The organism is Rickettsiella endosymbiont of Litargus connexus (assembly GCF_964277335.1).
Lineage (GTDB): Bacteria > Pseudomonadota > Gammaproteobacteria > Diplorickettsiales > Diplorickettsiaceae > Aquirickettsiella > Aquirickettsiella isopodorum.
This window is the reverse complement of record NZ_OZ195516.1, coordinates 1390506-1416720: the sequence shown is the minus strand read 5'-3', so window position 1 is coordinate 1416720 and position 26215 is coordinate 1390506. Positions and strand designations below refer to the sequence as shown.

At 36.0% G+C, this 26215-nt stretch carries 26 protein-coding genes and 1 tRNA gene; 18 read left to right on the top strand and 9 right to left on the bottom strand.

What is annotated here, in order from left to right; all coding sequences use genetic code 11:
* Positions 1-30: 30 nt before the first annotated feature.
* Positions 31-1116, bottom strand: coding sequence for a hypothetical protein (locus ACICP9_RS06285; RefSeq protein WP_395497649.1), 1086 nt, complete (start codon positions 1114-1116; stop codon positions 31-33).
* Between the two features lie 292 nt (positions 1117-1408).
* Between ACICP9_RS06285 and ACICP9_RS06280 the strand changes: the two genes are divergently transcribed.
* The 3 genes from ACICP9_RS06280 (at position 1409) to hemC (ending at position 4594) form a co-directional block, all read left to right on the top strand.
* A complete protein-coding gene (locus tag ACICP9_RS06280; RefSeq protein ID WP_395497647.1) occupies positions 1409-2602 on the top strand; it encodes a D-alanyl-D-alanine carboxypeptidase family protein in 1194 nt (397 codons plus the stop codon).
* Between the two features lie 140 nt (positions 2603-2742).
* Positions 2743-3636 (top strand): acyltransferase, encoded by an 894-nt coding sequence (locus ACICP9_RS06275; protein ID WP_395497645.1) that lies wholly within the window; start codon positions 2743-2745, stop codon positions 3634-3636.
* Between the two features lie 16 nt (positions 3637-3652).
* The gene (gene hemC / locus ACICP9_RS06270) at positions 3653-4594 is read left to right on the top strand and encodes a hydroxymethylbilane synthase (protein WP_395497643.1); all 942 of its coding nucleotides are present in this window, start codon (positions 3653-3655) and stop codon (positions 4592-4594) included.
* Between the two features lie 36 nt (positions 4595-4630).
* On the opposite strand, the gene nth is transcribed toward hemC, so the two are convergent.
* The gene (gene nth / locus ACICP9_RS06265; RefSeq protein WP_395497641.1) at positions 4631-5269 is read right to left on the bottom strand and encodes an endonuclease III; all 639 of its coding nucleotides are present in this window, start codon (positions 5267-5269) and stop codon (positions 4631-4633) included.
* A 134-nt stretch (positions 5270-5403) separates the two neighbouring features.
* A complete protein-coding gene (locus ACICP9_RS06260; RefSeq protein WP_395497639.1) occupies positions 5404-6054 on the bottom strand; it encodes a S24 family peptidase in 651 nt (216 codons plus the stop codon).
* A gap of 468 nt (positions 6055-6522) precedes the next feature.
* On the opposite strand from ACICP9_RS06260, the gene rpsO reads away from it, so the two are divergent.
* From rpsO to ACICP9_RS06210, 10 genes are all read left to right on the top strand, one after another.
* On the top strand, positions 6523-6780 hold the full coding sequence (gene rpsO / locus ACICP9_RS06255; protein ID WP_395497637.1) for a 30S ribosomal protein S15: 258 nt from the start codon (positions 6523-6525) through the stop codon (positions 6778-6780).
* A gap of 114 nt (positions 6781-6894) precedes the next feature.
* Positions 6895-9009: a polyribonucleotide nucleotidyltransferase gene (pnp, locus tag ACICP9_RS06250; protein WP_395498944.1), complete on the top strand. Its 2115-nt coding sequence runs from the start codon at positions 6895-6897 to the stop codon at positions 9007-9009.
* Complete coding sequence (locus ACICP9_RS06245) at positions 9009-9395, top strand: rhodanese-like domain-containing protein (RefSeq protein ID WP_395498942.1); 387 nt, start codon at positions 9009-9011, stop codon at positions 9393-9395. Before pnp ends, ACICP9_RS06245 begins: the two co-directional genes overlap by 1 nt.
* Positions 9396-9424: 29 nt before the next feature.
* Positions 9425-9509 (top strand) — tRNA-Leu (locus ACICP9_RS06240).
* Positions 9510-9588: 79 nt separating this feature from the next.
* Complete coding sequence (locus tag ACICP9_RS06235) at positions 9589-10668, top strand: tRNA-dihydrouridine synthase (protein ID WP_395497635.1); 1080 nt, start codon at positions 9589-9591, stop codon at positions 10666-10668.
* Positions 10665-11717 (top strand): glutamine-hydrolyzing carbamoyl-phosphate synthase small subunit, encoded by a 1053-nt coding sequence (carA, locus tag ACICP9_RS06230; protein WP_395497633.1) that lies wholly within the window; start codon positions 10665-10667, stop codon positions 11715-11717. Before ACICP9_RS06235 ends, carA begins: the two co-directional genes overlap by 4 nt.
* A gap of 5 nt (positions 11718-11722) precedes the next feature.
* Positions 11723-14920, top strand: a complete 3198-nt coding sequence (carB, locus tag ACICP9_RS06225; RefSeq protein ID WP_395497631.1) for a carbamoyl-phosphate synthase (glutamine-hydrolyzing) large subunit — start codon at positions 11723-11725, stop codon at positions 14918-14920.
* Between the two features lie 53 nt (positions 14921-14973).
* Positions 14974-15897 (top strand): aspartate carbamoyltransferase, encoded by a 924-nt coding sequence (pyrB, locus tag ACICP9_RS06220; RefSeq protein WP_395497629.1) that lies wholly within the window; start codon positions 14974-14976, stop codon positions 15895-15897.
* A 22-nt stretch (positions 15898-15919) separates the two neighbouring features.
* A complete protein-coding gene (gene pyrI, locus ACICP9_RS06215) occupies positions 15920-16378 on the top strand; it encodes an aspartate carbamoyltransferase regulatory subunit (protein ID WP_395497627.1) in 459 nt (152 codons plus the stop codon).
* The gene (locus ACICP9_RS06210) at positions 16375-17601 is read left to right on the top strand and encodes a dihydroorotase family protein (protein WP_395497625.1); all 1227 of its coding nucleotides are present in this window, start codon (positions 16375-16377) and stop codon (positions 17599-17601) included. The genes pyrI and ACICP9_RS06210 overlap by 4 nt, the downstream gene beginning before the upstream one ends.
* 46 nt (positions 17602-17647) lie before the next feature.
* On the opposite strand, the gene ACICP9_RS06205 is transcribed toward ACICP9_RS06210, so the two are convergent.
* From ACICP9_RS06205 to ACICP9_RS06195, 3 genes are all read right to left on the bottom strand, one after another.
* Complete coding sequence (locus ACICP9_RS06205) at positions 17648-18538, bottom strand: heme biosynthesis HemY N-terminal domain-containing protein (protein WP_395497623.1); 891 nt, start codon at positions 18536-18538, stop codon at positions 17648-17650.
* Positions 18538-19593, bottom strand: a complete 1056-nt coding sequence (locus ACICP9_RS06200) for a uroporphyrinogen-III C-methyltransferase (RefSeq protein WP_395497621.1) — start codon at positions 19591-19593, stop codon at positions 18538-18540. The genes ACICP9_RS06205 and ACICP9_RS06200 overlap by 1 nt, the downstream gene beginning before the upstream one ends.
* Positions 19594-19681: 88 nt before the next feature.
* Positions 19682-20482: a uroporphyrinogen-III synthase gene (locus tag ACICP9_RS06195; protein ID WP_395497619.1), complete on the bottom strand. Its 801-nt coding sequence runs from the start codon at positions 20480-20482 to the stop codon at positions 19682-19684.
* Positions 20483-20640: 158 nt separating this feature from the next.
* Here ACICP9_RS06195 and ACICP9_RS06190 point away from each other — a divergent pair, with 158 nt between their 5' ends.
* The 3 genes from ACICP9_RS06190 to pyk all read left to right on the top strand — a co-directional run bounded on the left by ACICP9_RS06190 (position 20641) and on the right by pyk (position 23892).
* Positions 20641-21189: a hypothetical protein gene (locus ACICP9_RS06190; RefSeq protein ID WP_395497617.1), complete on the top strand. Its 549-nt coding sequence runs from the start codon at positions 20641-20643 to the stop codon at positions 21187-21189.
* Between the two features lie 86 nt (positions 21190-21275).
* On the top strand, positions 21276-22475 hold the full coding sequence (locus ACICP9_RS06185; protein ID WP_395497615.1) for a phosphoglycerate kinase: 1200 nt from the start codon (positions 21276-21278) through the stop codon (positions 22473-22475).
* Complete coding sequence (pyk, locus tag ACICP9_RS06180) at positions 22462-23892, top strand: pyruvate kinase (RefSeq protein WP_395497613.1); 1431 nt, start codon at positions 22462-22464, stop codon at positions 23890-23892. Before ACICP9_RS06185 ends, pyk begins: the two co-directional genes overlap by 14 nt.
* Before the next feature lie 36 nt (positions 23893-23928).
* On the opposite strand, the gene fur is transcribed toward pyk, so the two are convergent.
* A complete protein-coding gene (gene fur / locus ACICP9_RS06175) occupies positions 23929-24351 on the bottom strand; it encodes a ferric iron uptake transcriptional regulator (protein ID WP_071662805.1) in 423 nt (140 codons plus the stop codon).
* Between the two features lie 133 nt (positions 24352-24484).
* Here fur and ACICP9_RS06170 point away from each other — a divergent pair, with 133 nt between their 5' ends.
* Complete coding sequence (locus ACICP9_RS06170; protein ID WP_395497611.1) at positions 24485-24793, top strand: outer membrane protein assembly factor BamE; 309 nt, start codon at positions 24485-24487, stop codon at positions 24791-24793.
* 36 nt (positions 24794-24829) lie between these two features.
* On the opposite strand, the gene ACICP9_RS06165 is transcribed toward ACICP9_RS06170, so the two are convergent.
* Both ACICP9_RS06165 and ACICP9_RS06160 read right to left on the bottom strand, forming a co-directional pair.
* The gene (locus ACICP9_RS06165; RefSeq protein WP_071662803.1) at positions 24830-25117 is read right to left on the bottom strand and encodes an RnfH family protein; all 288 of its coding nucleotides are present in this window, start codon (positions 25115-25117) and stop codon (positions 24830-24832) included.
* Between the two features lie 2 nt (positions 25118-25119).
* Positions 25120-25590 (bottom strand): type II toxin-antitoxin system RatA family toxin, encoded by a 471-nt coding sequence (locus tag ACICP9_RS06160; protein WP_071662802.1) that lies wholly within the window; start codon positions 25588-25590, stop codon positions 25120-25122.
* Between the two features lie 79 nt (positions 25591-25669).
* Between ACICP9_RS06160 and smpB the strand changes: the two genes are divergently transcribed.
* Positions 25670-26146 carry an SsrA-binding protein SmpB gene (smpB, locus tag ACICP9_RS06155; protein WP_071662801.1) on the top strand — a complete coding sequence of 159 codons (477 nt, stop codon included), beginning with the start codon at positions 25670-25672 and terminating at the stop codon, positions 26144-26146.
* Positions 26147-26215: the final 69 nt, after the last annotated feature.

Below are 26215 nucleotides of genomic sequence, written 5' to 3'. Positions count from 1 at the left end.
CGATCCATTTGTAATCAAAAGACTTACAAATTAGCTTGGATAGTATTTTTGAAAAAAAAGTTCTATAGCTTGGCCAATATCTTCGACATCTCCTACCGCTTTGAAAAAGGATTGAAAGGCTTTATTTGAAGGATTAGGTTGGTTTTTTCTTAGTCCATGATCATCCGCATCTAATTCTTTTTTGAGGGATTCAAGATAACCTAGTTTAATCGTACGTTTTGATTTTTCTGACCAAATACATTTAAAAAAGTTAGTTTTAGAGCTTTTTATTTGATAATTAAGACTTTGGATTTTATTTTCAATTTCTTCAAGAAGATAAACTCTATTTTCCTGTTGGTTATTAAATGATTTTTCAGAACGAAATTTGCGATGATAATAGTTAGAATTTTGTGTTTGTTGGGAAGACGATACTATTGCATCAGATAAGGTGAAAGTTAATGAAGCTGAATCGCCAAACGTTCCAGAGTTTTCATCCGCTAGGATTGGGTTGATGGTTGGATAGAGCGGAGACTTTTTAAAGTTCCTAAAAATTGCAAAAGCAGTCGTTAGCATGAGCATGCTAGTTATTGTTATACCTGCTACTGCTAAAATAGTAGCAGTTAAGTAGGGGGCTATTACCATTGTTAAAATAATACCCGCAATGACTATTCCCGCTATAGTAGTTGCAATAAAATTATTGGCAGCATGATTTCTATGCAATGCGTTAGCGGGAGAATTTTTTTCTGATTTAAGCCAATGATAGACATGAAAAATCGATAAGCCAAGATGGTAAATGACACTGGAGCCAACCGCTGTCAGAAATAAACTTTGTACAGAAATTAGACTAAGCCCAGCAAAAACGGCAGTGAAAACTAATACGCCTTTAATTGGAGCATGAATTAAATCAAAGGTTTTACCTAAATTCTTATTTTTAGCGCGGACGAAATGATATATTGCAAACAAACTGCCTATAGCATCAGGTACAATAACAAGTGGAAATAAAATTGGGGCAAGAGTTTTTTCAAATATTGAACCTATTTGGTAAATGTTTGATTTAAATACAAAGATAGTACTGAGTACGGCATTTTGGAAAAAAGAATTAGCAGATTCTGATATTTTCAGATAGGGTTTACTCATGGCCTTATATTTTTTCCTGCAAATTTTTTATTGAGGATAAATTTTTCCTTATGGGAAACCCAAAAGTACTTTATCTTAAACTAGAATGAAAATAAAGTTTAGAATGAAAATTACACTCGTAAAGTATGGGGGTAATAAACGGTATTATCCTGTAAATAATCAAGTATTTGCAGTATATTATTAAACCATTAAAATGACTTGCATACTCTTTTTATCTGGACTTATATTAAAAGCTAATATTAGTATATAACCGAAACAGCATTAATTCTAAATTGTATAAGGCGTTTACATCATGTTTAAGCGATATTCACTATGTTTTACTTTATTATTTTTAGTGGCAGGGCTGTTGGGTTCAGTATGTAAAGCTGATCCCGTGATCCCTATAACAGCTCCCGCAGCGGCTCAACCCACATTGACACCGATAGCACCTAGCGTAAATGCTAAGGCTTACCTATTGATGGATGCCTATAGCGGTAAAATTCTAGCAAGTGAAAATATTGATGAGCGGGTGGCGCCGGCCAGCTTAACCAAAATGATGACATCGTATGTAGTGTCTATGGCTTTGCAGCAAGGTCAAATACATCCTACTGATTTAGTCACTATTAGTGAAGCAGCTTGGAAAACAGGCGGTTCTAAAATGTTTGTCAAGGTCGGTGATAAGGTTAGTGTGCAAGATTTGATGCAAGGAATGATAGTTGATTCGGGTAATGATGCCTGCGTCGCTATGGCAGAGTATGTCGCTGGAAGCCAGGAGGCTTTTGTTAATTTAATGAATCAGCAAGCGGCAAGACTGGGAATGAAAAATACACATTTTGTTGATGTCGATGGGTTACCGGATCCTAATCATTATTCCACTGCACGTGATATGTCAATTTTAGCCCGAGCATTAATTCTTGATTTCCCTGAAGACTATAAATGGTATTCACAAAAATGGTTTTCTTATAATGGGATTAAACAACCTAATCGCAATCGCTTATTATGGCGTGATCCTGATGTCGATGGCATTAAAACGGGACATACCGATGAAGCAGGTTTTTGTTTGGCTGCTTCAGGTCAAAAAAATGGTTTGCGTTTAATTACTATCGTTATGGGCGCGCCTTCGGATGAAATGCGCGCGCAAGATAGTCAAAAATTACTGACTTATGGGTTTCGTTTTTTTGAATCACGTAAGTTATATAATGCGGAGGTAAGTTTAGCTACAATTAGAATTTGGTTTGGTCAACGCCCTCAAATTAAAGTGGGTTTGGAAAAAGCGCTCTATGCAACACTTCCTCTAGGATCAAATAAAAAACCTACAACGACGATGACTTTTTCTCCTCATTTAAAAGCACCGATTAAAAAAGGAGAGATAATTGGTCAAATCAATGTCGTATTAAATGATAAACCTATTGCATCAGCGCCGCTCATTGCATTAGAAAATTTATCAAAGGGTGGGATATGGCGTAGTTTAGTCGATCGTACTAATTTATTATTTAATAAGATTTAAGTTTTTGATAGATAAGGTAAAATTAATTCAAAAAGGTATTAATTTACTTTTTTTAAAAATTTATTCTTTACCTTCTTTTTATTTGTAAACCTCTTTTCTTTTATGCGCACTTATAATTAATCGGAACGTGCGAAACATTTATGAAACATTTACATAAGCTCTTAAGAGCAGGGCTCACGGCGACTTTATATCTCATTATTCTTACTGTCTGGTTTATACCATTAGCGAGTGTAGGTTTATTACGATTTATTATCCCTGTAAAAAAATGGCGACAACTGACCAAAAAATTAATGGAGTCTTTACATGTGGTTTGGTTACGTAGTAATTATTTTTTTTTAAAATGGATAACCCCCATTAAATGGGAGATAAAAGGATTAGATCAGTTACATTTTAAAGAATGGTATTTACTCATTTCTAACCATCAGTCTTGGGCAGATATACTTATTTTGCAGTATATTTTTAGCGGTAAAATTCCACCTTTGAAGTTTTTTCTTAAAAAGGAATTACTTTGGACTTTGCCAATAGCAAGTTGGGCATGCTGGTTATTAGATTTCCCATTTATGCATCGATATAGCAAAGCGAGACTAGCCAAACATCCAGAACTTAAAAATAAGGATATTGAAGAAACTAAAAAAGCAAGTGCTAAATTTAAGACTATACCAACTACTGTGGCAAATTTTGTTGAAGGCACGCGGTTTTCGCAAGGAAAACACGATTTACAAGCCTCTCCTTACCAGTATTTATTACGTCCAAAAGCAGCAGGTATGGCTTTTAGTCTTGCTATTTTGGGTGATTTCTTTCATAAAATTCTTAATGTCACGATTATTTATCCACCCCAGCAAATGAGCTTGCTAGATTTTTTATCAGGAAACATACAAAAAATAATTATTGATATAGAGACAATACCTATTACTAAAGATTGGTTAGGTGATTACGAAAATGATCGGCAATACCGAATATACTTCCAGAAAAAACTGAACGAATTATGGGAAAGAAAAGATCAGCTTATCAAAACTCAACTGCAAAATTTTTAAAAAGTTGAGGTGAGTTTTGAATAAAAAAAAAATTCTACGTATAGCTACTCGAAAAAGTCCTTTAGCCTATTGGCAAGCCAATACCATTAAAGAACAATTAGAAAAACTTTTTCCATTTTTAACAATCACTCTACTTCCTTTGCTTACAGAAGGAGATAGGCAACAAAATAGTTCTTTAAGTAAATTAGGTGGTAAAGGTCTTTTTGTTAAGGAATTAGAAGGAGCTTTACTTAACTACCAGGCAGATATAGCCGTTCATTCTATGAAAGATCTGCCTATGGATTTAGAAGAAGGTTTGACATTAGGTGCGATATGCAAGCGTGACGATCCTCGCGATGTATTGATTTCGAGATCTGATCAAGCATTAATTCAGTTGTCACCTGAGTCTTGTGTGGGCACTTCAAGTTTACGTCGTCAATCGCAATTATTGGCTTTGCGCCCCGATTTACAAGTGAGTGTATTAAGAGGAAATATAGGAACTCGTATCGATAAATTGGCAGCAGGTGAATTCGACGCAATAATTTTGGCTGCTGCGGGCCTTATTCGTTTAAAAAAAACCGATTGTATCAGCGAGTATTTAGAAACCAGTTGCTTTTTACCTGCGCCAGGGCAAGGCGCTTTAGGGATCGAATGCCGGGTAGATGATGGTGAAAGCTTGACCTATATTTCTAAATTGACTCATTCGGATACCTATTATTGTGTGTTAGCTGAACGAGCTTTAAGCCGAGAATTAGGAGGCAGTTGCCAAGTGCCTATAGCTGCTTATGCGATTATGCTGAGTCATGGTCAATTAAGTCTACAGGCTTTAGTTGGAAATTTAGATGGGACTAAACTTATAAAAGTTGAGAAACAAGGATCTATAGTTGAAGCAGAAAAAATTGGATTTTTAGCAGCGCAGAGTTTACGTGATTTTGGTGTTGAGGAAATTTTAAAGGAAATTTTAAATATAAATTCTTGAGCTCGACCATTTGATTAGAGTATCTAAGCGTTTTAATTATTTAAGTAGGGTTTTGTGAGGGTATTCACAAAGCTCTTGAATGATACACTCAGGACATTTGGGTTTACGGGCCAAACAAATATAACGTCCATGTAACACTAGCCAATGATGCGCGTTTTTTAAATAAATTTTAGGAACGACTTTTAGTAGCATTTTTTCAACGGCCAATGGTGTTTTTCCTGGGGCAAGGCCAGTCCTATTACATACTCGAAAAATATGCGTATCGACGGCAATAGTGGGTTGATGAAAAACACTATTAAGGATGACATTAGCTGTTTTACGTCCAACACCCGGTAGACTTTCCAGAGCTTCACGGTTATTAGGGACTTTCCCTTGATATTCCTCCAGCAAAATTTTACAGGTTTTTATGATATTTTTTGCCTTAGTATTATATAAACCAATAGTTTTTATATATTTTTTTAAACCAGATAATCCCAAGGAGGCTATTTTTTTAGGTGAGTTTGCTTTAGTAAACAATATTTGGGTTGCCTTATTAACTGATTTATCGGTTGCTTGTGCAGAAAGAATCACTGCAATTAATAGTTCAAAAGGGGAAGAATAAATTAATTCTGTTGTTGGATGGGGATTATAAGCATGAAAACACTGAAAAATAGCCCTACGTTTTTTTTGATTCATATCTATATTTCTTTATGATTAAATCATAACATTTTAACGTAAAATGTCAGATTTAAAGGATACATGATTAGCCTATTTTTAGTTATTCCCATCGGTAATGAAAAATACTAAGCCATGGATTTTTTATAAGAAGTTTATTTTTTCTTTTTAAAATCCATTCTTGATTGGACCATTACACCTAGAAATCGATGAGGTTTATCTAATAGCAAAGTTTTAAAATCAGTATTCAAAGGTTTAAGAATAGTATGTCCTCCATCAATCAAAATTTGTTTAAAATTAGGTAAATCATGTCCTTCTATGTGAACAATGGCAAAGTCGAGACTATTCGGTTTTAGATCAGGGTCTATAAGGAGTATGGTGCCTTCTGGAAAGCGGGGTTCCATCGTGGTATCCCTAGCAGAAACCGCATAAGCATGCTGGCTCATATTAATATCAGTAGAAATGGTCGGCAAAGGGGCTAATTTTTCAGGAAGATTAGGCCAATATAGCACTTGTGGCCAGGCGAGCAACGGTATTTGACGCCAACCTTGAGCGTCAGGATTAAAAGTACCGGGAATGCGATCAGCGGATAAGGGTTCATCTCCAATGAGCTGACTAATAGAGATAGCAAAAAAATTGGCAATCGGGCTTAAAGTAGCGACTTTAGGATTATCAGTTTCTCCTGAGCAAATTCGATGTACTACTGGTTGGCCTACACCAGTGCGTCGTGCTAGTTCCGATTCATTAATTCCTAATTCAGCCATTAATCCTTTAAGAATTTTGCTCATACTACTAGTAGTTTTCATATCATTTTCACTTATTAATTAGCGGTAATTTTACCTGTCCATGCTGATAATTTCCAACGCTGACAAACGAGACTAAATTAACCCTCAGCGGCGGGTAGATATTCTAACATGACCCAGCACTTATACTAAATAATGATGTGATTATGCGTTAGCTATAAATTTTTGTTAGTAAGATATAATCACACGGGAAGGGGGATTGGTTATTTTAGAGGAAATTGTAGCTTTAAAAAAACTTTAACCCTAAAAAACTAATATGAAAATCGAATGTTTTAAATAACTTTTGAAGAGTTAAAAATAAAGGCACTATTAGGTAAAAGTAAGCATTTTGCTGATGATTTGGAAGTGAAACTCGATAACGACAGATATCGATATTTAATGATTGGAAGCGTAAACTGAGAAGATATTCCTTGTCAGTTGCGGGGATTGTGCATAGAATAGCGGGTTCATTTATAAGAGGTAAAATGTTTTATGTTGGCTAGAAATGAAATATTGGCTAAATATCAACGATCTCCGGGTGATACAGGATCCCCAGAGGTTCAGATTGCGTTATTATCTGGGGAAATCGAACAGCTAAATGGCCATTTTCAAGTGCACAAGAAGGATAACCATTCACGACAAGGCTTATTAAAGAAAGTAGCTTTACGTCGAAAATTATTGAAGTATTTCAAAGCTGTGAATTTGCAGGGTTATTTAACACTGATTAAACAACTCGGCTTGCGTGGTTAGATTTAGAGAGTTCATATTCTTCAACCAATTGTTGGAGACATTTTATTTGTACAAATGGGCGGTAACTTTCGCCCATTTTGTTTTTTTTGAGGGAATGTAAGCGTGTCAACTTTAATTAATTCTATAAAGAAAGTCGTTCAGTTAGGTTTGCAAAAAATTATTTTAGAAACTGGAGCAATTGCACGCCAAGCTACAGCATCTGTTGTTGTGAGCTTAGGCGGTACAACTGTTTTAGTAACTGTAGTGGGCAAGAAACGACAAGCAGGTGAGGAACGAGATTTTTTTCCATTGACGGTTCAATATCAAGAGCGAACTTATGCAGCTGGGCGAATTCCCGGCGGTTACTTTAAACGGGAGGGCCGCCCTTCTGAAAAGGAGATATTAACTTCGCGGTTAATTGATAGACCGATTCGTCCTTTATTTCCAGAAGATTTTCATAATGAAGTGCAAATTGTTGCGACTGTCTTATCCTCAGACCCAGATATTAACGCAGATATACCTGCTTTAATTGGTGCTTCTGCTGCTTTAGCTTTATCAGGCCTCCCTTTTAAAGGCCCAATAGCTGCAGTAAGAGTAGCTTATTCGGAAGGACAATACATTTTAAATCCAAGCTTTAAACAACTTGAAACATCAGATTTAGATTTGGTCGTTGCGGCTACTGAAAAAGCGGTATTAATGGTGGAATCTCAAGCGGCTGAACTTTCCGAAGAAATAATGTTAAATGCTATTTTATTTGGACATCAACAAATGCAAGGTGTCATTCAAGCTATAAAAGAGCTTGCGGCAGAAGCAGGCAAGCCCGCTTGGGATGTGAAAACGTCAGCATCTGAACTGGATGCCAGTGTTGAGCAAGAAATGATCCAATCTGTTGAAACGTCATTAATTGAAGCTTACCAAGTTCCAGAAAAATTTTCGCGTAAAGTGAGGTTAGAAGAAATACAAGAGAGTGCTATTGCACAATGGTTAGATGAAGAAAAAGGAATTACTACTAAAGCTATTCAAGTACTATTAGCAAATTTAGAAGAAAAAATAGTACGTGGTCGGATTTTATCGGGTGAAACACGCATTGATGGGCGTGACAAGAGAACCGTTCGTCCTATTACTATTCTACCAGGACTTTTACCACGTACTCATGGTTCAGCTTTATTTACTAGAGGCGAAACGCAAGCGTTAGTTGTGACTACCTTAGGTACAGATAGAGATGCGCAAACGGTAGAGGCGTTGGATGGTGAGGGACGAGAAACATTTATGCTTCATTATAATTTCCCCCCCTATAGCGTAGGTGAAACCGGCCAAATGGGTAGCCCTAAACGACGCGAAATCGGACACGGCAACTTAGCAAAACGCGCTTTACGTGCGGTATTACCTAGCGAGTCCGATTTTCCTTATGTTTTACGTGTTGTTTCTGAAATTACCGAATCAAATGGTTCCAGTTCTATGGCAACCGTCTGTGGTGCGAGTATAGCCTTAATGGATGCAGGTGTCCCTTTAAAGAAACACGTAGCGGGTATTGCAATGGGCCTAATTAAAGAAGGAGAGCAATTCGCAGTATTAACTGATATTTTAGGTGACGAAGATCATTTGGGAGATATGGATTTTAAAGTTGCAGGTACTGTTGATGGTGTTACAGCATTGCAAATGGATATTAAAATTGATGGTATTACCGAGGAAATTTTGCAAGCAGCATTAAATCAAGCAAAAGAGGGCCGTCTTCATATATTAAGTATCATGCAAGAAACTTTAGCTGAACCACGCATAGAAGTTTCTCCTTATGCACCACGTATAACCACTTTAAAAATAAATCCTGAAAAAATACGTGATTTAATTGGAAAAGGTGGAGCAACAATTCGATCTATTACTGAAGAGACAGGAACCTTAATCGATATTAGTGATGATGGAGTCGTTAGAATCTCGACATCTGATTTACAAGCTTGCCAAAATGCAATAGATCGTATTAGAAAAGTGACGGCAGAAGTAGAAGTGGGTCGTACTTATGAAGGTGCAATTGTTAAACTGACTGATTTTGGTGCTTTTGTTAACGTATTACCTGGTCGTGACGGTTTAGTACATATTTCACAAATTTCTAAAGAGCGTGTTGAGCAAGTGAGTGATGTATTAAGCGAAGGCCAAATTGTCAAAGTCAAAGTACTAGAGATAGATAGACAAGGCCGAATTCGTTTAACCATGAAAGATATAGAAACAGAAATGGAAAATGAAATACATTCGTGATCAATCAAAAGCAACCTACATCAGGCTTTATAAAATTAGTTAATAAAATAAAACCTCATATAAAAGAGTTAACAGCGCTTGATTTAAATGAAAAAATTAATAATCAAGCTGCTTTTTATTTAATTGATGTACGTGAGCGAGATGAACTTCAACAAGGATCGATTGCTCATGCAATTCCTCTTAGTAAGGGAATCATTGAGCGTGATATTGAGAAATACATTTCAGATTTTGAAGTAGAGATTGTTGTTTATTGTAGCGGGGGTTTCCGATCTTGCTTGGCGGCAGATAATTTACAAAAAATGGGTTATTGCCAGGTCGCTTCTTTGCAAGGTGGCTTGCGAGCTTGGTTAGAAGCAGGCTATCCACTAAGCAAAATAAACGAATAAAATAAATAATACCCCTCTAGAAATAAATTGCCGAGGTGGTGGAATTGGTAGACACGCAAGTTTCAGGTACTTGTGGGGAAACCCTTGGAGGTTCGAGTCCTCTTCTCGGCACCAACCACAGAATTTTTATAAAAAACTTGGTATTTTGTGGAAAATCGGTTTAAATAGTCAAAATTATTTTTAACTATATCACATGTTGAGCGTTCCATCGCCTCTCTATGACATTAATAGAACTTTTGAAGAAAACTTCAGCAATCCTTCTTTTCCATCAATAAAACTACCAACACGCGTTTGGTCAGATAAAACGCAATGGGTTTCTTTATTAGGCTATTCTTTAGCCTCAAAAATCGGTGCAGCGGCATGCGCAGTAACAACCGGGAAAGGTGTTGCATTATTAGCCAAACTAGGTTTTGATGTATTAACTTATAAAACAATACGAAATCAAGCCTATCCTACGCACCCATTACCTAATATTGTCCATCTCGAATGTGAAAAATTATTTGATTGTTCTGATTTAAAAGAAACTCTTTTTACCAAGGATACACCTGAAAAAATAAGTCACAAAATTGCTATTAGTAATTCCTTTGGTAATGGCTGTTTGGAACCCATAGTAGTTATGCAAGATATCGCTTTTGCAAAAAACTCTTTAGCAGAGGGCCAAGTGTTGATTGTGTCTGTTTATGGTGAAGGTGATTCACTGCAATCGATGTCAAAAGATTTTACCGCAGCCGCGTTGATGGCTAAAGAAGCAGGTGCCGATATTATAGAGTTAAATTTTTCATGTCCCAATTTAATGAATTCAGGAGAGCCTCTTTATTGGAGTGTTGAATATATATCGCAAATAACCGCTTATGTTGTGAAATGCGTACGCGATGTTCCCATATTACTAAAATTAGGTTTGATTCATGAACATCACTCCCCCATTAATTTATTAATTTCCGCAGCACGTGCTGGCGCAAGTGGGATAAGTGCTATCAATTCCATTAGTATGCGTGTATTGAATAAAAATCATCATCCTGCATTTGGAAAAAGAATTTATAGTGGAGTTTCCGGTTATCCGATTCGTCGGTTAGCATTGCAAGCTGTTAAAAAATTAGTGCAAATTAATCAAACTGAAAAATTAAATTTAGTTATTTTAGGTATGGGTGGAATTACTTTATCTGAACACTTTAATGATTTTTTTAATGCAGGGGCTGATATAGCTCTTTCAGCAACTGGAATGATGTGGAACCCTTATCTTGCTGCCCAATTTCACCAACGAACGAGAGCATGAAAAAATTAGTTTCAGCACATTTAATATTAAAAACAGGTGAAAGCTTTATGGGATATATTCCATCAAGCCAAACAACTGAAGTTTCTGGTGAAGTTATATTTAATACGGGAATGTTAGGTTATGTTGAGTCTTTAACAGACCCTTCTTATGCAGGACAGATATTATGTTTTACCTACCCCTTGATAGGAAATTATGGTGTTTCTGCACCGAATACTTGGGAATCTAACAAAATTCAAGTAAAAGGAGTGATTATTTCCGAACTAGCGGCCTTTTATTCAAATCATACTGCACAACGTTCATTACTAAATTGGCTAGAAATTGAAAATATATCCTTTATTACTGGCGTTGATACGCGTGCTTTAACACATTGCTTAAGAGTTAATGGAGTAACGCCAGGAATTATTACCCAATTAAAAAAACCTGAAAAGGATTTTATTGAATTTGAATCTATCGATTGGGTAAAACAGGTAACAATTACCGAACCTCTTCATTATGGTAAAGGCAGAAAAAAAATAATTGTTGTAGATTGTGGCTTAAAAGAAAATATTTTACGTTGTTTATTAAAATTTCCACTAAAAATTAAACGAGTTCCTTATGATTATGATTATAGTCAGGAAGATTATGATGGCGTTTTTATCTCCAATGGTCCCGGTGATCCGCAATTATGTAAAAAAACGGTAGCTATTTTAAAAAAGGCTTTAGCAAAAAAGAAGCCTTGTTTCGGTATTTGTTTAGGGACACAATTAATGGCTTTAGCAGTCGGTGCTAAAACCTATAAGTTAATTTTTGGTCATCGTTCTCAAAATCAACCCTGTATCTATTTGCCTACTCAGCAATGTTATTTGACTTCACAAAATCATGGTTATGCGGTGAACGAAAAAACATTGCCTAAGGATTGGCGGATATTATTTCGAAATTTAAATGATGGAACGGTTGCAGGAATTGAGCATAAGAAAGATCCTTTTTTCTCTGTACAATTTCATCCTGAAGCCATGCCTGGGCCCACGGATACACAATGGTTATTTGAACGTTTTTATCGCATGTTATAAAAATTATGAAAATACAACGATACAAGGGTAAAAAAATTCTGATTTTAGGTTCTGGTGGTTTAAGAATAGGTCAAGCGGGAGAGTTTGATTATTCCGGTTCACAAGCCATTAAAGCACTCAAAGAAGAAAAAATTAATTCGGTATTAATAAACCCGAACATAGCTACCATACAAACGGATGCAAATTTAGCGGATAAAATTTATTTGCAACCGCTAAATTTGGATACCGTGAAGCGAGTTATCATTAAAGAAAAACCAGATGGAATTTTACTGGGTTTTGGTGGCCAAACTGCTCTTAATTTAGGTTTAGATTTAGAGGATAGAGGTATATTAAAAAAATACAAGGTGGCGGTATTAGGCACATCTATTGCATCGATACGTCAAACCGAAGACAGAGATCTTTTTAAAGCGGCTTTAGCGAAGATAAAAATTAAAACACCACTTAGTTTTGCAGTCAAAACTACTGCTGAAGCGCTGAAAGCAGCAGAAAAGATAGGTTATCCCATTATGTTACGTTCAGGTTTTTCCTTAGGAGGATTAGGTTCTGGGAAAATTACGCATCGAGAAATACTTGAACAGCGTGCCCAGGAAAGTTTAGCCACCGCACCGCAAATTTTAATAGAAGAATATTTATTTGGATGGAAGGAATTTGAGTATGAAATTGTTCGCGATCAATGTGGAAATAGATTAACTATTTGTAACATGGAAAATATGGATGCAATGGGTGTCCATACGGGAGAAAGTATCGTTGTCGCGCCAGCACAGACTTTAAGTAATGAACAACATCAATTATTACGCAATATGGCTTTACAAGTTGCCGAACATTTTAACATTATTGGCGAATGTAATATCCAATTTGCGGTTAACCCAAAAAATGGTGATTACCGAGTTATAGAAATGAATGCGCGTTTATCGCGATCCAGTGCATTAGCGTCGAAAGCAACCGGTTATCCATTAGCTTTCATTGCCACTAAGTTAGCATTGGGTTATCAGTTATATGAAATAAAAAATAGTGTTACTCAGGTGACAAGTGCTTATTTTGAACCGGCATTGGACTATATCGTAGTAAAAATTCCACGTTGGGATACACATAAATTAAAAGCGGCTGAAAGAACGATTGGCACTGAAATGAAGAGTGTCGGCGAAGTGATGGCAATTGGTCGTTCTTTTCCGGAAGCATTACAAAAAGCAGTGGGAATGTTAAATAAAGGAGCTACTTGCTTAATGGATTATCCAGAAAAAATTGATAATCCGCGTAAAGAAATACAATTTGCCACCGATAGACGTTTATTTGCTTTATATCAATTTTTTAAAAATGGTGGTTCAATCTCACAAGCTGAACGTTTATCCCAGATTAATTTTTGGTTTTTGGCGCAGATACACCAGCTCACAGAATTAGAAAGACAATTAAATTTTCGTAAGTTGAATAAAAAACTTTTATGTCAATTAAAACAAGCAGGATTTTCAGATAGTTTTATTGCTAAAACAAAAAATAAGTCGATAAAACAAATTCGAGCTTTACGTTTAAGATATGGTATTACGCCTTTTGTGAAGCAAATAGATACATTAGCTGGGGAATTCGCCGCGCAAACGAATTATCTTTACCTAAGCTATCATGCGGTTGAACATGATATTTCTCCTGCTAAGCGACGACCTATCATTGTGTTAGGTTCAGGGCCTTATTCGATAGGATCCTCTGTCGAGTTTGATTGGTGTGCAGTTAATACCTCGCAGACTTTACGTCATTTAAATGAAACCGCCATTATTATTAACTCAAACCCTGAAACCGTTTCTACAGATTATGATGAATCGGATCGATTGTACTTTGAACAGCTTACTTTTGAGCGTGTACAAGATATTGTGGATTTTGAGTCAGCAAAGGGCATTATTGTTTCAGTAGGAGGACAAATTGCTAATAATTTAGCTGTACCATTAGCTAAAGAGGGTTACCATTTATTGGGAACGGATCCGATCTTTATTGATTATGCTGAAAACCGAGAAAAATTTTCTGCCTTATTAAATACGCTTAACGTTGATCAGCCTTCTTGGGAAAGAATTACTAGTTTGAGTAAAGCAAAAAGCTTTGCAGCTAAAGTCGGTTATCCCGTATTAATTAGACCTTCTTATATTTTGTCTGGCTCTGCGATGAATGTGGTTTTTGATCCGGAATCTTTAGATCAGCATTTACAAGCAGCTGCGCATGTTTCACAAGATCACCCGGTGGTGATCTCTAAATTTGTTCAAGAAGCAAAAGAATTAGAAATAGACGGTGTTGCTAAACAAGGTGATATTGTTATTGAAGCCATTTCAGAGCATATCGAGAATGCGGGTGTCCATTCGGGAGATGCAACGGTTGTGTTGCCACCTCAGAAGTTGTATTTAGAAACCATACGCCGCACTAAAAGTATAGCTCGTAAAATTGTAAAGGCTTTACACATCACGGGGCCATTTAATATTCAATTTATTGCTAAAAATAATGATATTCAGGTTATTGAATGTAATTTGCGAGCATCGCGTTCTTTTCCTTTTGTTTCTAAAGTGACAGGCCATAATTTCATCCAAATAGCCACCGAAGTAATGCTGAATAAGCACCAAGCAAAACATTACGAAACTTTAGAGCTGGATTATGTGGGTGTCAAAGCAGCACAATTTTCTTATAGTCGTTTAAAAGGTTCCAATCCTGTCGCTCAAGTTGAAATGGCATCTACGGGTGAAGTGGCATGTATTGCGGAGGATTTAGTAGAAGCTTTTTATAAAGCATGGTTAGCAACGGATCAAAATATCGCAGAAAAGAAATTGTTATTAAGCATTGCAGATAGCTATAAGATCAAGCTTTTACCTTGGATCAAACAACTTGATGATCAAGGTTGGCTTGTTTACAGCACAGAAGGAACGCATCAATTTTTATCTCAACATGGTATAGCCTCATATTTTGTTAACAAGACTAGCGAAGCTAAAAAACCGAATATTAGAGATTTAATTACGCAACGTAAAGTATCCACAATTATCAATATACCCAGTTCTATGACAGGTTTACAGCAAACTGATGGTTTTTTAATTCGACGTTTAGCTATTGATCATCATATTCCTTTAATTACTAATGCTCAGATTGCACTGATAATTTTGCAATGTTTAGTCAGCTTGTGGGGAAAAGAATTACCTGTTGAGTCTTGGCAAAGTTTGGTTCTAAAAAAGAATGGATAGATGAAAACAGAAATATCAGTCGGATATATTATTAATTTGAATGTGAGTGAATTATGTCTAAAGTATTACGTAAAAAAGATATTATATCAATTCGTGATCTTGCTTTAAGTGAAGTGAATAGTATATTAAATCTTGCTAAAAAATTTAAGAACAGCTTATCTAAAAAATTTTTACTTGATAAAATAATTGCTCATTGTTTTTTTGAACCTTCAACGCGTACCCGTTTATCATTTGAGACAGCTACCTTACGTTTGGGAGGGCAAGTCATCGGGTTTTCGGGCAGTGAAAATACTTCTATCCAAAAAGGTGAAGATTTACAAGATACCATCAAAACGATTTCTTATTATGCGGACCTTATTATCATTCGACATCCACTCGAGGGATCGGCACGTTTAGCTGCAGAGATTTCTAATAAATCCGTAATAAATGCAGGAGATGGCGCAAATCAACATCCTACACAAGCCCTAGCCGATTTATTCACTATTCAAGAAATGCAAGGAAATTTGGAAGGATTATCGATTGCATTGGTAGGCGATTTAAAGTACGGACGTGCCGTACATTCTTTAGTGCAACTTTGCGCTTTATTTAACATGAGATTATTTCTAATTTCACCTTCGTTATTAACCTTGCCAGAAGTAATCTGCGATGAATTGAAACATAAAGGTATTCGATTTTCTTTTCACTCAAGCCTAGATGAAGTGATTTCTAAAATAGATATTTTATATATGACTCGGTTACAGCAAGAAAGGTTTACACAATCAGAACATCAGCTATTTGAAGATCAATATATTCTGACACCAGATAAGTTAAAAAAAGTTAAAACTAATTTGAATATTCTACATCCCTTACCCCGCGGGCGTGAGATTGATAAAGCTGTTGATGAAACACCTTACGCTTTATATTTTAAACAAGTTGTTAATGCAGTTTATATCAGACAAGCTGTTTTATCGCTATTACTTGATAAGGTAACGTTTTAAACGATTTTTTTGGATAAAATTTATGATCAAAACTCGTTCGGTTTCTGCGATTGATAATGGTATCGTCATCGACCATATTCCGGCGGGGCAGTCACTTAAAATTATGCGTTTATTACACGTGGTGAATAGTAAACAACGTGTTACTTTAGGCTTAAATTTGCGAAGTACATCTTTAAAATTGAAAGATTTAATTAAAATTGAAAATCGATTACTTTCTTCACAGGAAATTGAGCATGTCGCAATCTTTGCTCCTGGCGCTACGATTAGCCGAATTGAAAATTTCAAAGTTAGCGAAAAGTTTAGCTGTGAATTGCCTAAAACTATACGTGATGTATTGGTGTGTCCTAACCAAAACTGTATTAATCACATTGAATCAAAAGGCTATTTTAAATTAGAAGGATCTTCGACTCAAGTAAAGCTTCGTTGTTTTTATTGCGAGAAACAATTTGATCGCGATCAAGTTGAAGAAATTTGTTTATGATACAGATAAATAATATTCTGACTATAGAAAATCAACGCCAAAATATTACTATCGATAGTGAACAAGAAATAACTATTGTTGCGAGCCATTTATTATTATTACCGGGATTAATCGATCCCCATGTGCACTTTCGAACTCCTGGTTTGGAATACAAAGAAGATTGGAAAACTGCTGCTAAGGCTAGTATAAAGGGCGGCTATACCACTGTTTTTGATATGCCTAATACCTTGCCTCCCACGGTTACACAAGCTGCCTTAGAAGAAAAAAAAGTGCTGATTGATCAACAATTAAAAGAAGCAAAAATACCTTTACGTTACCATTTATTTTTTGGCGCAGATAAACATCATTTAAATGAGATAAAAAAAGTAAAAGATCAGGTAATTGGCATTAAAGTTTTTATGGGGTGTAGCACAGGAGGTCTAGTTATCGATGATGACGAGAGTTTACACGCTATTTTTAAAATAGCGGCTGAAGAAAATATGTTAGTTGCGGTTCATGCGGAAGATGAGCGGCGATTAAAAGAAAATGAAAAAAAATTTACTGGACTACAAAATTATTCGATACATTCAAAAATTCGCGATGAAACAGCGGCCATATTAGCGGTAAAAAAAGCCATTCAGCTAGTACGTGAATATGGGACGCGTTTATATATTTTACATATTAGTACGCGCCAAGAAATTGATTTAATTGCACACGCTAAAGAAGAAGGCCTTCCTGTTTTTGCTGAAACAACTCCGCATCACTTGTTTTTAAATTTGACAGATTATATTAGCTTAAATGGCAAAGCAGTGATGAATCCACCTTTGCGAACTTCTGAACATCAGAAGGCATTATTTACCGCAATAAAATCGGGGGTTATTGATACCATAGGTTCGGATCATGCACCACATACCCTAGAAGAAAAAGCGAGATCTTATGGTATGTGCCCATCTGGCGTGCCGGGTATAGAAACTACTTTACCATTGTTACTGGAGGCGTATCATCGAGGTTTACTTACTTTAAACAATATAGTCGAATTAACTTATCGTCGAGCAAAAAAAATATTCCATTTGCCAGATTATCCAGAGGATTGTGTGCTAGTTGATTTATCCTTAGCAAAGAGGGTCGAAGATAAACATCTTAGTACTAAATGCCAGTGGTCCCCTTTTTCAGGACGTGTTTTGAGAGGTTGGCCTGTTACTACTATATTAAAAAGATGTGTCTATGATCTGACAAAAATATAATTATATCTGTTTCAACTCAAGCGGTTGAATGAGAAAGATGCACACCTTAAGTGTGAGAGGTATATTTTGTTAATCCTTTTTTAAACCATGCTAAAGCTTGCAGTGGTTCCTCCAGACCTTCCAATAATTCACCTAATTCCAGATAAGCTTCTGAATTAGAAGAATCATAGATTAAACTTTTTTCTAAATAATCCCGAGCTTTCCCCCATAATTTTCTCTGCTTACAAAGACGACCTAAACTTAATAAAAGATAAGGATCATCAGGATGTTTTTTAAGCCATTTTTCTGCTATTGCTAGTTGGCGGGCAGGGTTGATGCTTTTAATAAGACTATAGGTTGAAACGAGGGGGCCGAACCATTGTCTTTTTAATTGCTTTATTATTAACGATTCAGCTTTCGTATCTTCATGATGTCTTATAAGACCTTGAATATAAAAATTTAAAAGCAAAGGATCTTTTTTTAATTTTGTTGATAAATTGTCCCATAGGTTCTCAAGCGTTGATAAATTGTAGGTATATTTTTCTTCACTTAGTAAATTTTCATAACATTCTTGTTGTAATTGTTGCTTTTGTTCTTTAGATACCCAGGTTTTATTTTCTAATTGAGGCAGAATTTCTAAAATACGATGCCAGTTTTGTGGTTTTTGATAAATAGAAGAAAATAAGCGTTGATCATCTGATGCCATGGTTTTTTTGCAGCGTTTTATGTCTAAATTTTGACGCCATTGTTTTGGGAGCATGAATAAATAGCTAATAAATCGAATTAAATAATAAATTAAAATAAAGCTAATGGTTAGAATTAAGATAGCTAGCCATAGTGGCATTTCTAAGGCAAGTTGATGCCAAGTAATCAAGATATAACCCGGATCGAGAGTGATTTTAACTCCGAGCCAAACTGAAAGAGCAAGAACCAATAAAAAGATAAAAAACCGATGCATCAAGAGGGTTCCTTTTGATTAGCGGTAACTACAGGAGTAACGTTAGTATTAGTGGGTGTCTTTTTGATAATTGAAATGGCCTCGAGTAGTGGATTTAAATCAAGAGACGGAGTTTGTAAATCGATTTGTTTTAATTGTTCAATATTTTGTATAGCTGTTTGTGTAATAGGTGAGCCAGATGCAAAATGATCTTTTATATTTTCTTGAATTTCTTGCAAACTGGATTGATAAATAGTTGCTTCATGATGTATTAATGCCCATTGAGCTTGTTGTAATAATAATAGCAGGTTGTGTTGCAAATATTGTTGTTCTTTTTCTGGTAATAAAGGTTCTATAGGTTTATTTAAGCGTCGAATAACGATTAGCTGTCGGAAGCTATTTAAGCTATTTTGCAGCATACGTATCCATTTATTTTCCGAAGAGTTACTGGTTGTAACATCAGGTTTTGCTGTAGCAGAATTAGATATTGTCAATAAAGGCAATTGCGTAATTTGTGCTTTTAAAGTCTGTATCTGGCCTAAGGTAGTTGCCAAGTCAATGTGGGGCAAGGCTTTTAAGCGAGTTAAGTATTGAGTTAACAACTGGTGAAGATTTTCTAATCGAATATCCGGACTTATTATGGTACCTAATTGTTTATCAGCTAGCGTCAGTGCAGACAGAGCATTGTCAGTATCGTGAAAATAAACCAAATTATATTGGGCTAACTGTATCAGTTGCTTAACATTAGCAAGCAATATAGCATTATCGTTAGCTGAGAATTTTTGTTCTATAAAATTTTGTAATTGTGCGATGTGTTGCTGAAGATTTTTACCATCAGCTTGATTTTGGGAGATCTGTGTTTGTATGATCGATAGTTGACGTTGATATTCGCTAAGTCGTTCTTTGTTTTTTAACCAAAAAAAACTTAATCCTAAAAATAAACCAACCCAGGTGATGAGCAACAATCCTATAGCGCACCAAGCAATGGAACAGCTTTTAGAACGTAAAGGTTTATTTTTTTGGGTTTTTGTTTTTATTTCTGTTTCTTCTAAGTTCGGTGTGGGCTGTGATTCCATAGTGATTGCTCCCGCCAGGAAAACAGAGTTTGTAAGGTAGACTCTTTGCACTTGAATTTTATTCTGCATTGCCGTTCAACCCGCAATCTCATGTATCTTGAATACATTCCGGTTGCTTCATTCTCGAGGCACCTTGCCAAAAATCCAATTGCTGGAGTATAGCCGCATTTGTTGCATTATCCGATATTAAGGGTGGTTTGACAAAACCTAGTTTCTTAGCACTATCAGCTAGTCGAGGACTAATGACGAGCAATTGTTTTTTAAATAAAATATCTTGCCAGTAAGGATACAATAAGCGAACTAGATTTTTTAATCCGCTATGACTCGTACAAATAATGACATCAATTGCGTCCTGATAAGGAATGTTGTTTTTATCAATTTTTGGTAGCTGTCGCCTGTAAACGTTTAAATTATCAATTTGAGCCCCTCGATCTTTTAAGCCTTTAGCTAGAGCGTGTCGACCACCTTCTCCCTTAATGATTAGAATCTTTTTTTGTTTTATATTCTGTAAAGCAATAAGCTTTAATAAGCCTATACCATTAAAATCTTTTTCTGGATAGTTATCGCAAGGCAGATTATGCTGTTTTAAAGATAGGGCAGTTCCGGCACCTGTGGCAATAGTTTTGAGATTTTTAGGCCAAGATGGCCAAATATCGTGAATATAATCAGCTGCTTTGAAGACCGCATTTGGGCTGATAAAGATGACCAAATCGTATTGATTAAGTTTTCTTATACCTAATACCACTTTTTTTATGTTCTTAGGGCCGATAATGTCTAACGTTGGAAAATGGATGACACTACCCCCTGAGAATCGAGTTTGTACTGCCAAATCTTGTGCTTGATGAATCGGTCGGGTTATGAGCGTACGTAAGCCATGTAAAGATGTCATGTGCACAAAAATATCCTTAAATTTAAGGGGAGGCAATACTGATCTTCAAGAAAATATCTAAACGAAATTGACGTTAAGACTAAGCGTAGCCTCGCTTGGAAACAATCAATGATAATGTTAACATGAAGAGTCATTATATATAATAAAGAGAAGTCCATATGGTTGAACTATCAAATTCGGTTCAAGCACGTAAGCGCAAACTCGATGAAAAAAAGCATAGGGATAAGTTGGACGGATTAAAATTTGCCCCGCCAAGTGGTTCTAACCGATTAAACAAATTGATTGCTTATAGCGATTTGTTTTTTTCTCAGGGAGAATCTCCTAATCCTAAATATGTAGCTGCACAACTGCGTGAAGCGATACTTAAAGCTATAAATGAGTTGCATGAAGCAATTGCAAGTAATCCAGAAGAGCATTCTAGGAAGTTGCAAGAGAGTTATATGCTATTGAGAATGCAATCTCGCTCTGTTGATGAGTCGGACGATGAATTTCAAGACCGGCTTTTTCAGCATACTACTAAAGCCCTTCCAGCAGATAGTACTAAGAAAGAGAACCCATGGTTAAAATTTAGCAAAGATGGGTATATAAAAGATGCTTATATATATTTATCTAAATATGCTTTTTGTTCTAGAATTGATCCGATCCATGCTCCTCAAGATAATGGAAGTTTGGAAACCGAACATGCTTCAATGAGATTGGCTAAATAGAAAGGTGTATACCTTTAGTCTTACGAAGAAAGTTTTGGATTTTAATTACATTTTTTCTAACTGAAGCGAAATAGCTTTTGGTTTTTATGTATTTAACCCGTTTAGAAAATTTAGATTTACAAAACAAACGTGTTCTCATCAGAGAAGATTTTAATGTGCCCCTTAATAAGGGCATGATTATGAGTGATGCGCGTATAAAAGCGGCATTACCAACGATTCAATATGCCTTAAAAAAAGGTGGGGCTGTTATTTTACTTTCCCATTTAGATAGACCAATAGAAGGTTATGTTACCCCTGAACTTTCTTTAGCCCCAATCGCAACACGATTAAAGAAGCTATTGGGACAGCCAGTTAGATTTGTTGCTAATTGGCTAGAGGGATTTGAGATTTCACCTGGGGAAGTTGTTCTATGTGAAAATGTTAGATTTCAAAGAGGGGAAAAGAAAAACGATTCTATTTTAGCGAAAAAAATTTCAAAATTGGGTGATATTTTTGTCATGGATGCATTTGCTACAGCACATCGCAGTGAAGCATCCACTGTAGGAGTTGCACAATTCTCACCACAAGTTTGTATAGGGTTATTACTAACATCAGAGTTAAAAGCATTGAGTTTAGCATTGGAAAATCCAGCTAGACCCTTATTAGCCATTGTCGGTGGTGCGAAGGTTTCTACTAAACTAATGCTATTAACGTCTTTACTTAATAAAGTGAATTTTTTGATTCTTGGTGGAGGAATTGCCAATACCTTTTTACTTGCACAAGGTTATTCTGTAGGTCGATCCTTATATGAAGTTGAATTGGTTAAAGAGGCAAAAAAACTTTTAGATTTATCAAAGCAATTAAAAGTTGAGATTGTGCTCCCTTCGGATGTTATTGTGGCTAGCGAAATCTCTGATAATGCAAAAGCCACCGTTAAAAAGTTAACTAAAATAAAAAATGATGAAATGATTTTAGATGTTGGACCAGAGTCAATAAAACGTTATACCGAGTATGTACAGCGGGCAGCGAGTATTTTATGGAATGGTCCCCTTGGAGTTTTCGAAATGGTTCCTTTTGAACAAGGAACACGTGCCTTGAGTCATGCTATTGCCAATAGTCCTGCTTTTTCTATCGCAGGGGGTGGCGATACTTTAGCAGCCATCGAAAAATATGGTATTGCCGATAAAATTTCTTATATATCGACGGGTGGTGGGGCTTTTCTTGAATTTATACAAGGAAAAACTTTGCCTGCTCTAGTGATATTAGAAGAACGTAGCAGGAAGGATCATCATAATGAAACGATTTAAACGAACCAAGATTGTGGCTACGTTAGGTCCTGCAACCGATCGGACAGGTGTATTACAAGCCATGATAGAGGCAGGTTTAGATGTCGTGAGATTGAATTTTTCTCACGGTAAAGCAGAAGATCATATTAAACGAGCTAATTATGTTCGAGAATGTGCAAAAGTAGCAGGTCGAGAAATTGCCATTATAGCAGATTTACAAGGGCCAAAAATCCGTATTGCGCGTTTTAAAACAGGTGCTATTTTTTTAAAAAAAGATGCGTTGTTTATTTTAGATGCAGATTTAGATAAAAATGGAGGAGATGAATTTGCAGTAGGCATTGATTATAAAGAATTACCACGAGATGTGCGTCGGGGAGACTTATTACTGCTTGATGATGGACGTTTAGTATTCAAAGTTAAAAAAGTTCAGAAAAATAAAATATTTTGTAATGTAGAGGTAGGTGGGAGGCTATCCAATAATAAAGGAATTAATCGAAAAGGAGGAGGTATTTCAGCTGAAGCTTTAACTGAAAAAGATAAAAAAGATTTAAAAACCGCTGTGAAATTAGATGCTGATTATATTGCTATTTCTTTCCCACGCAGTGCAGCGGATATGAATTTAGCTCGAAATTTATTAAAGAGAGCTAAAGGCCATGCCGGTTTGATTGCAAAAATAGAACGTAGTGATGCCATTCCTGTTATTGATGAAATTATCCGTGCTTCCGATGCAGTAATGGTGGCTCGTGGTGATTTAGGTGTGGAAATTGGGGATGCTGAATTACCAGCGGTGCAAAAACATATCATCCAGCGGGCACGATCTTTAGATAAAGCAGTGATAACCGCAACCCAGATGATGGAATCAATGATTCATAATGCTATTCCCACGCGAGCAGAAGTTTTTGATGTCGCGAATGCGGTATTAGATGGTACCGACGCCGTTATGTTATCTGCGGAAACAGCTACAGGAGATCACCCTGCATTAGTGGTTACAGCTATGGCACGTATTTGTTTAGGCGCAGAAAAACAAGCTAAAACGCGTGTATCTGGGCATCGAGTAGAATGTCAATTCTACCGTCCTGATGAAGCGATTGCCATGGCCGCTATGTACACAGCCAATCATTATGATATTAAAGCTATCATTGCTTTAACTGAGTCAGGTGCTACACCTTTATGGATGTCTCGGATTCGTTCTGGAATACCTATCTATGGTTTAGCGCATAGTTTAAAAACGACACGCCGATTAGCATTATATCGCGGTGTATATCCCTTATATTTTAATATTGATAAAATGCATAAAGAAAATATCAGTCAATTAGCTATTAAGAAATTAAAGAAACATGAGGTTTTAAAAAAAGGAGAACAGGTTCTAATCACTTATGGGGATTTATTAAAAACTACCGGTGGTACTAATACGCTAAAGATTCTAGAAGTAGATTAGTAAGATTGTTTACATTACTCGAAACTTTTAATTAATCTAAGCTTTTGTTTTTTTTGAGCACTTATTACAAACACCATAAATAATTAGACTATGGTCTGTCATTTGATAATTAGCTTGTTTTGCTACAATCTTTTGGCGTTGCTCGATAATTTTATCAACAAATTCATCAACTTTTCCGCACTTGATACAGACTAAATGATCATGATGGGGGCCCTGATTCAATTCAAATACCGAATAGGCATCTTCAAAGTTTTGACGCTTCACCAAACCTGCTCTTTCAAATTGAGTTAATACTCGATAGACTGTGGCTAACCCTATGTCTTCACCCGATTCCAATAAGGTTTTATAGATATCTTCAGCGCTTAAATGACGAGTTTTAGCTTGCTCAAGTAATTCAAGTATTTTTAATCTAGGACCAGTTACTTTTAAACCCGCTTGGCGTAGTTGTTGATTATCCATTAGACTATCTCTAAACTCCTCGATTAGTAATAAGTATTGGGTGATTTTAAGTTAATTAAACTTTTTTTCTTATTTTTTTTTAAATTAATATAGAGATTGTGGTTACGGCTTTATTTTTAGTGATGATATTTTTATGAAAAAGTTGTTTTTAAGTGTGTTGTTAACATTAGTGATTTCTGGTTGCCATATTGTCTATCGGCCAGATATCCAGCAAGGGAATATACTGCAGCAGTCTACCATAGATCAGCTAGAACTCGGTATGACCAAGGAACAAGTTCGTTATCTATTGGGTAGCTGCGTATTACAGGCACCTTTTCAACCGGATCGTCAAGATTATATTTATTTTTTCCAGCCAGGGCATAGTGAGCCTATTCAAAGGCGCGTTACACTTCTATTTTCCAACGGACGATTACAACACATTGAAAAATCAGTTCTTAATTAAAATGTTTAAGGTGCTAGTAAAATATTTATAAACGCATTAAGAAGTTTTTTGTTTTTTAGCACGATTAATTCTAATTTTTTTAGGATCTATTCGCAGCGACTGATAAATTTCTATTCTATCCCCAGCGGTTACTTTAGTATCCAAATTGCATAATTTTCCAAAAATACCCACCTTATTTTGGTTTAGATTAATATGAGGGAAATCTAATAAAATACCCGAAAGTTTTATGGCAGTTGATACGCAAGTAGCAGGAGGGACTGAGATTTGTATAATTTTTTGTTGCTGATGATCAGCAAATACGACTTCAACTGAAAAAAATGACATGTTTATACGTTGTCTTGTTGATGAATGTTATTTTCAAATTGGCGATCCCCATAAACCTGCTTGGCACGATTGGAAAAAGCTTCTACTAACGTATTAGCTACTCTCTCAAAAATAGGAGAAAAAGCAAGCGCGAGTAAACGCGTAGAAAATTCAAATTCCAAATTTAAATTGATTTTTGATCCACGTGGTGTCGTTTCAAATGACCAATAGCCTTCTAAATGTTTAAATGGACCGTTGATAAGGTTAATTTCAATCAATTTGTCTTTTTGCATGCGGTTAGATGTGGTGAAACTTTTAGATAGTCCCCCTCCAGTTAAAGTAAGACGAGCCTCTATATTATCTTCATCCTGACTGATAACTTTACTTTCGGTACACCAGGGAAGAAATTCACTGTATTTTTCAATGTGATTCACAAGATCATACATTTCTGACACATTGTAAGGTACTTCTAACGAATGTTGAATAATTGGCATAATTAAGGTTCAGGGCGACTATCGTTCCTAGGTTTGCTATGCTTGAGAGCTATGATTGCTAATAATTTGAGTATATCCCATGAATTCTAAGAAAGCATTGCAAGCCACAACTATTGCATTAAATAGACGCGCCCGCCATGATTATTTTATTGAGCAATCTATCGAGGCTGGGTTAGTTTTACAAGGCTGGGAAGTCAAAAGTCTTCGTAGTGGACGGGCTCAGTTGACAGAGAGCTATGTCGTATTAAAAAATGGCGAAGCATGGCTTTTAGGGTGTCATATTACTCCGCTCGCAACAGTGTCTACAAATCATAGCCGCCCGGATCCAACCCGTACGCGTAAGTTATTACTCAATGAACGAGAACTAAGCAAATTTTCCGGAAGCATTATGCGTAAAGGGTATACGCTAATCGCATTAAAGCTTTATTGGAAAAAGAATCGAGTTAAGCTAGAAGTAGGTTTAGCAAAGGGTAAACAAGAGCATGACAAGCGAGCTAGTATCAAGGAAAGAGACTGGCAGCGGGAAAAAATGCGTTTAGGACGTTATTCCAGGTAAGATTAATACCTACATTTAACTTTTTAGCTCTATTTTTCAGGCTTAACAAGAAAGCATGCTATAAATGAG

Excerpts from the sequence above, each read along its gene's own strand:
- ACICP9_RS06285 (WP_395497649.1), bottom strand. The coding sequence starts at position 1,116 with ATGAGTAAACCCTATCTGAAAATATCAGAATCTGCTAATTCTTTTTTC.
- ACICP9_RS06280 (WP_395497647.1), top strand. The coding sequence starts at position 1,409 with ATGTTTAAGCGATATTCACTATGTTTTACTTTATTATTTTTAGTGGCA.
- ACICP9_RS06275 (WP_395497645.1), top strand. The coding sequence starts at position 2,743 with ATGAAACATTTACATAAGCTCTTAAGAGCAGGGCTCACGGCGACTTTA.
- nth (WP_395497641.1), bottom strand. The coding sequence starts at position 5,269 with ATGAATCAAAAAAAACGTAGGGCTATTTTTCAGTGTTTTCATGCTTAT.
- ACICP9_RS06260 (WP_395497639.1), bottom strand. The coding sequence starts at position 6,054 with ATGAAAACTACTAGTAGTATGAGCAAAATTCTTAAAGGATTAATGGCT.
- rpsO (WP_395497637.1), top strand. The coding sequence starts at position 6,523 with ATGTTGGCTAGAAATGAAATATTGGCTAAATATCAACGATCTCCGGGT.
- ACICP9_RS06235 (WP_395497635.1), top strand. The coding sequence starts at position 9,589 with ATGTTGAGCGTTCCATCGCCTCTCTATGACATTAATAGAACTTTTGAA.
- carA (WP_395497633.1), top strand. The coding sequence starts at position 10,665 with ATGAAAAAATTAGTTTCAGCACATTTAATATTAAAAACAGGTGAAAGC.
- carB (WP_395497631.1), top strand. The coding sequence starts at position 11,723 with ATGAAAATACAACGATACAAGGGTAAAAAAATTCTGATTTTAGGTTCT.
- pyrB (WP_395497629.1), top strand. The coding sequence starts at position 14,974 with ATGTCTAAAGTATTACGTAAAAAAGATATTATATCAATTCGTGATCTT.
- pyrI (WP_395497627.1), top strand. The coding sequence starts at position 15,920 with ATGATCAAAACTCGTTCGGTTTCTGCGATTGATAATGGTATCGTCATC.
- ACICP9_RS06210 (WP_395497625.1), top strand. The coding sequence starts at position 16,375 with ATGATACAGATAAATAATATTCTGACTATAGAAAATCAACGCCAAAAT.
- ACICP9_RS06205 (WP_395497623.1), bottom strand. The coding sequence starts at position 18,538 with ATGCATCGGTTTTTTATCTTTTTATTGGTTCTTGCTCTTTCAGTTTGG.
- ACICP9_RS06200 (WP_395497621.1), bottom strand. The coding sequence starts at position 19,593 with ATGGAATCACAGCCCACACCGAACTTAGAAGAAACAGAAATAAAAACA.
- ACICP9_RS06195 (WP_395497619.1), bottom strand. The coding sequence starts at position 20,482 with ATGACATCTTTACATGGCTTACGTACGCTCATAACCCGACCGATTCAT.
- ACICP9_RS06190 (WP_395497617.1), top strand. The coding sequence starts at position 20,641 with ATGGTTGAACTATCAAATTCGGTTCAAGCACGTAAGCGCAAACTCGAT.
- ACICP9_RS06185 (WP_395497615.1), top strand. The coding sequence starts at position 21,276 with ATGTATTTAACCCGTTTAGAAAATTTAGATTTACAAAACAAACGTGTT.
- pyk (WP_395497613.1), top strand. The coding sequence starts at position 22,462 with ATGAAACGATTTAAACGAACCAAGATTGTGGCTACGTTAGGTCCTGCA.
- fur (WP_071662805.1), bottom strand. The coding sequence starts at position 24,351 with ATGGATAATCAACAACTACGCCAAGCGGGTTTAAAAGTAACTGGTCCT.
- ACICP9_RS06170 (WP_395497611.1), top strand. The coding sequence starts at position 24,485 with ATGAAAAAGTTGTTTTTAAGTGTGTTGTTAACATTAGTGATTTCTGGT.
- ACICP9_RS06165 (WP_071662803.1), bottom strand. The coding sequence starts at position 25,117 with ATGTCATTTTTTTCAGTTGAAGTCGTATTTGCTGATCATCAGCAACAA.
- ACICP9_RS06160 (WP_071662802.1), bottom strand. The coding sequence starts at position 25,590 with ATGCCAATTATTCAACATTCGTTAGAAGTACCTTACAATGTGTCAGAA.
- smpB (WP_071662801.1), top strand. The coding sequence starts at position 25,670 with ATGAATTCTAAGAAAGCATTGCAAGCCACAACTATTGCATTAAATAGA.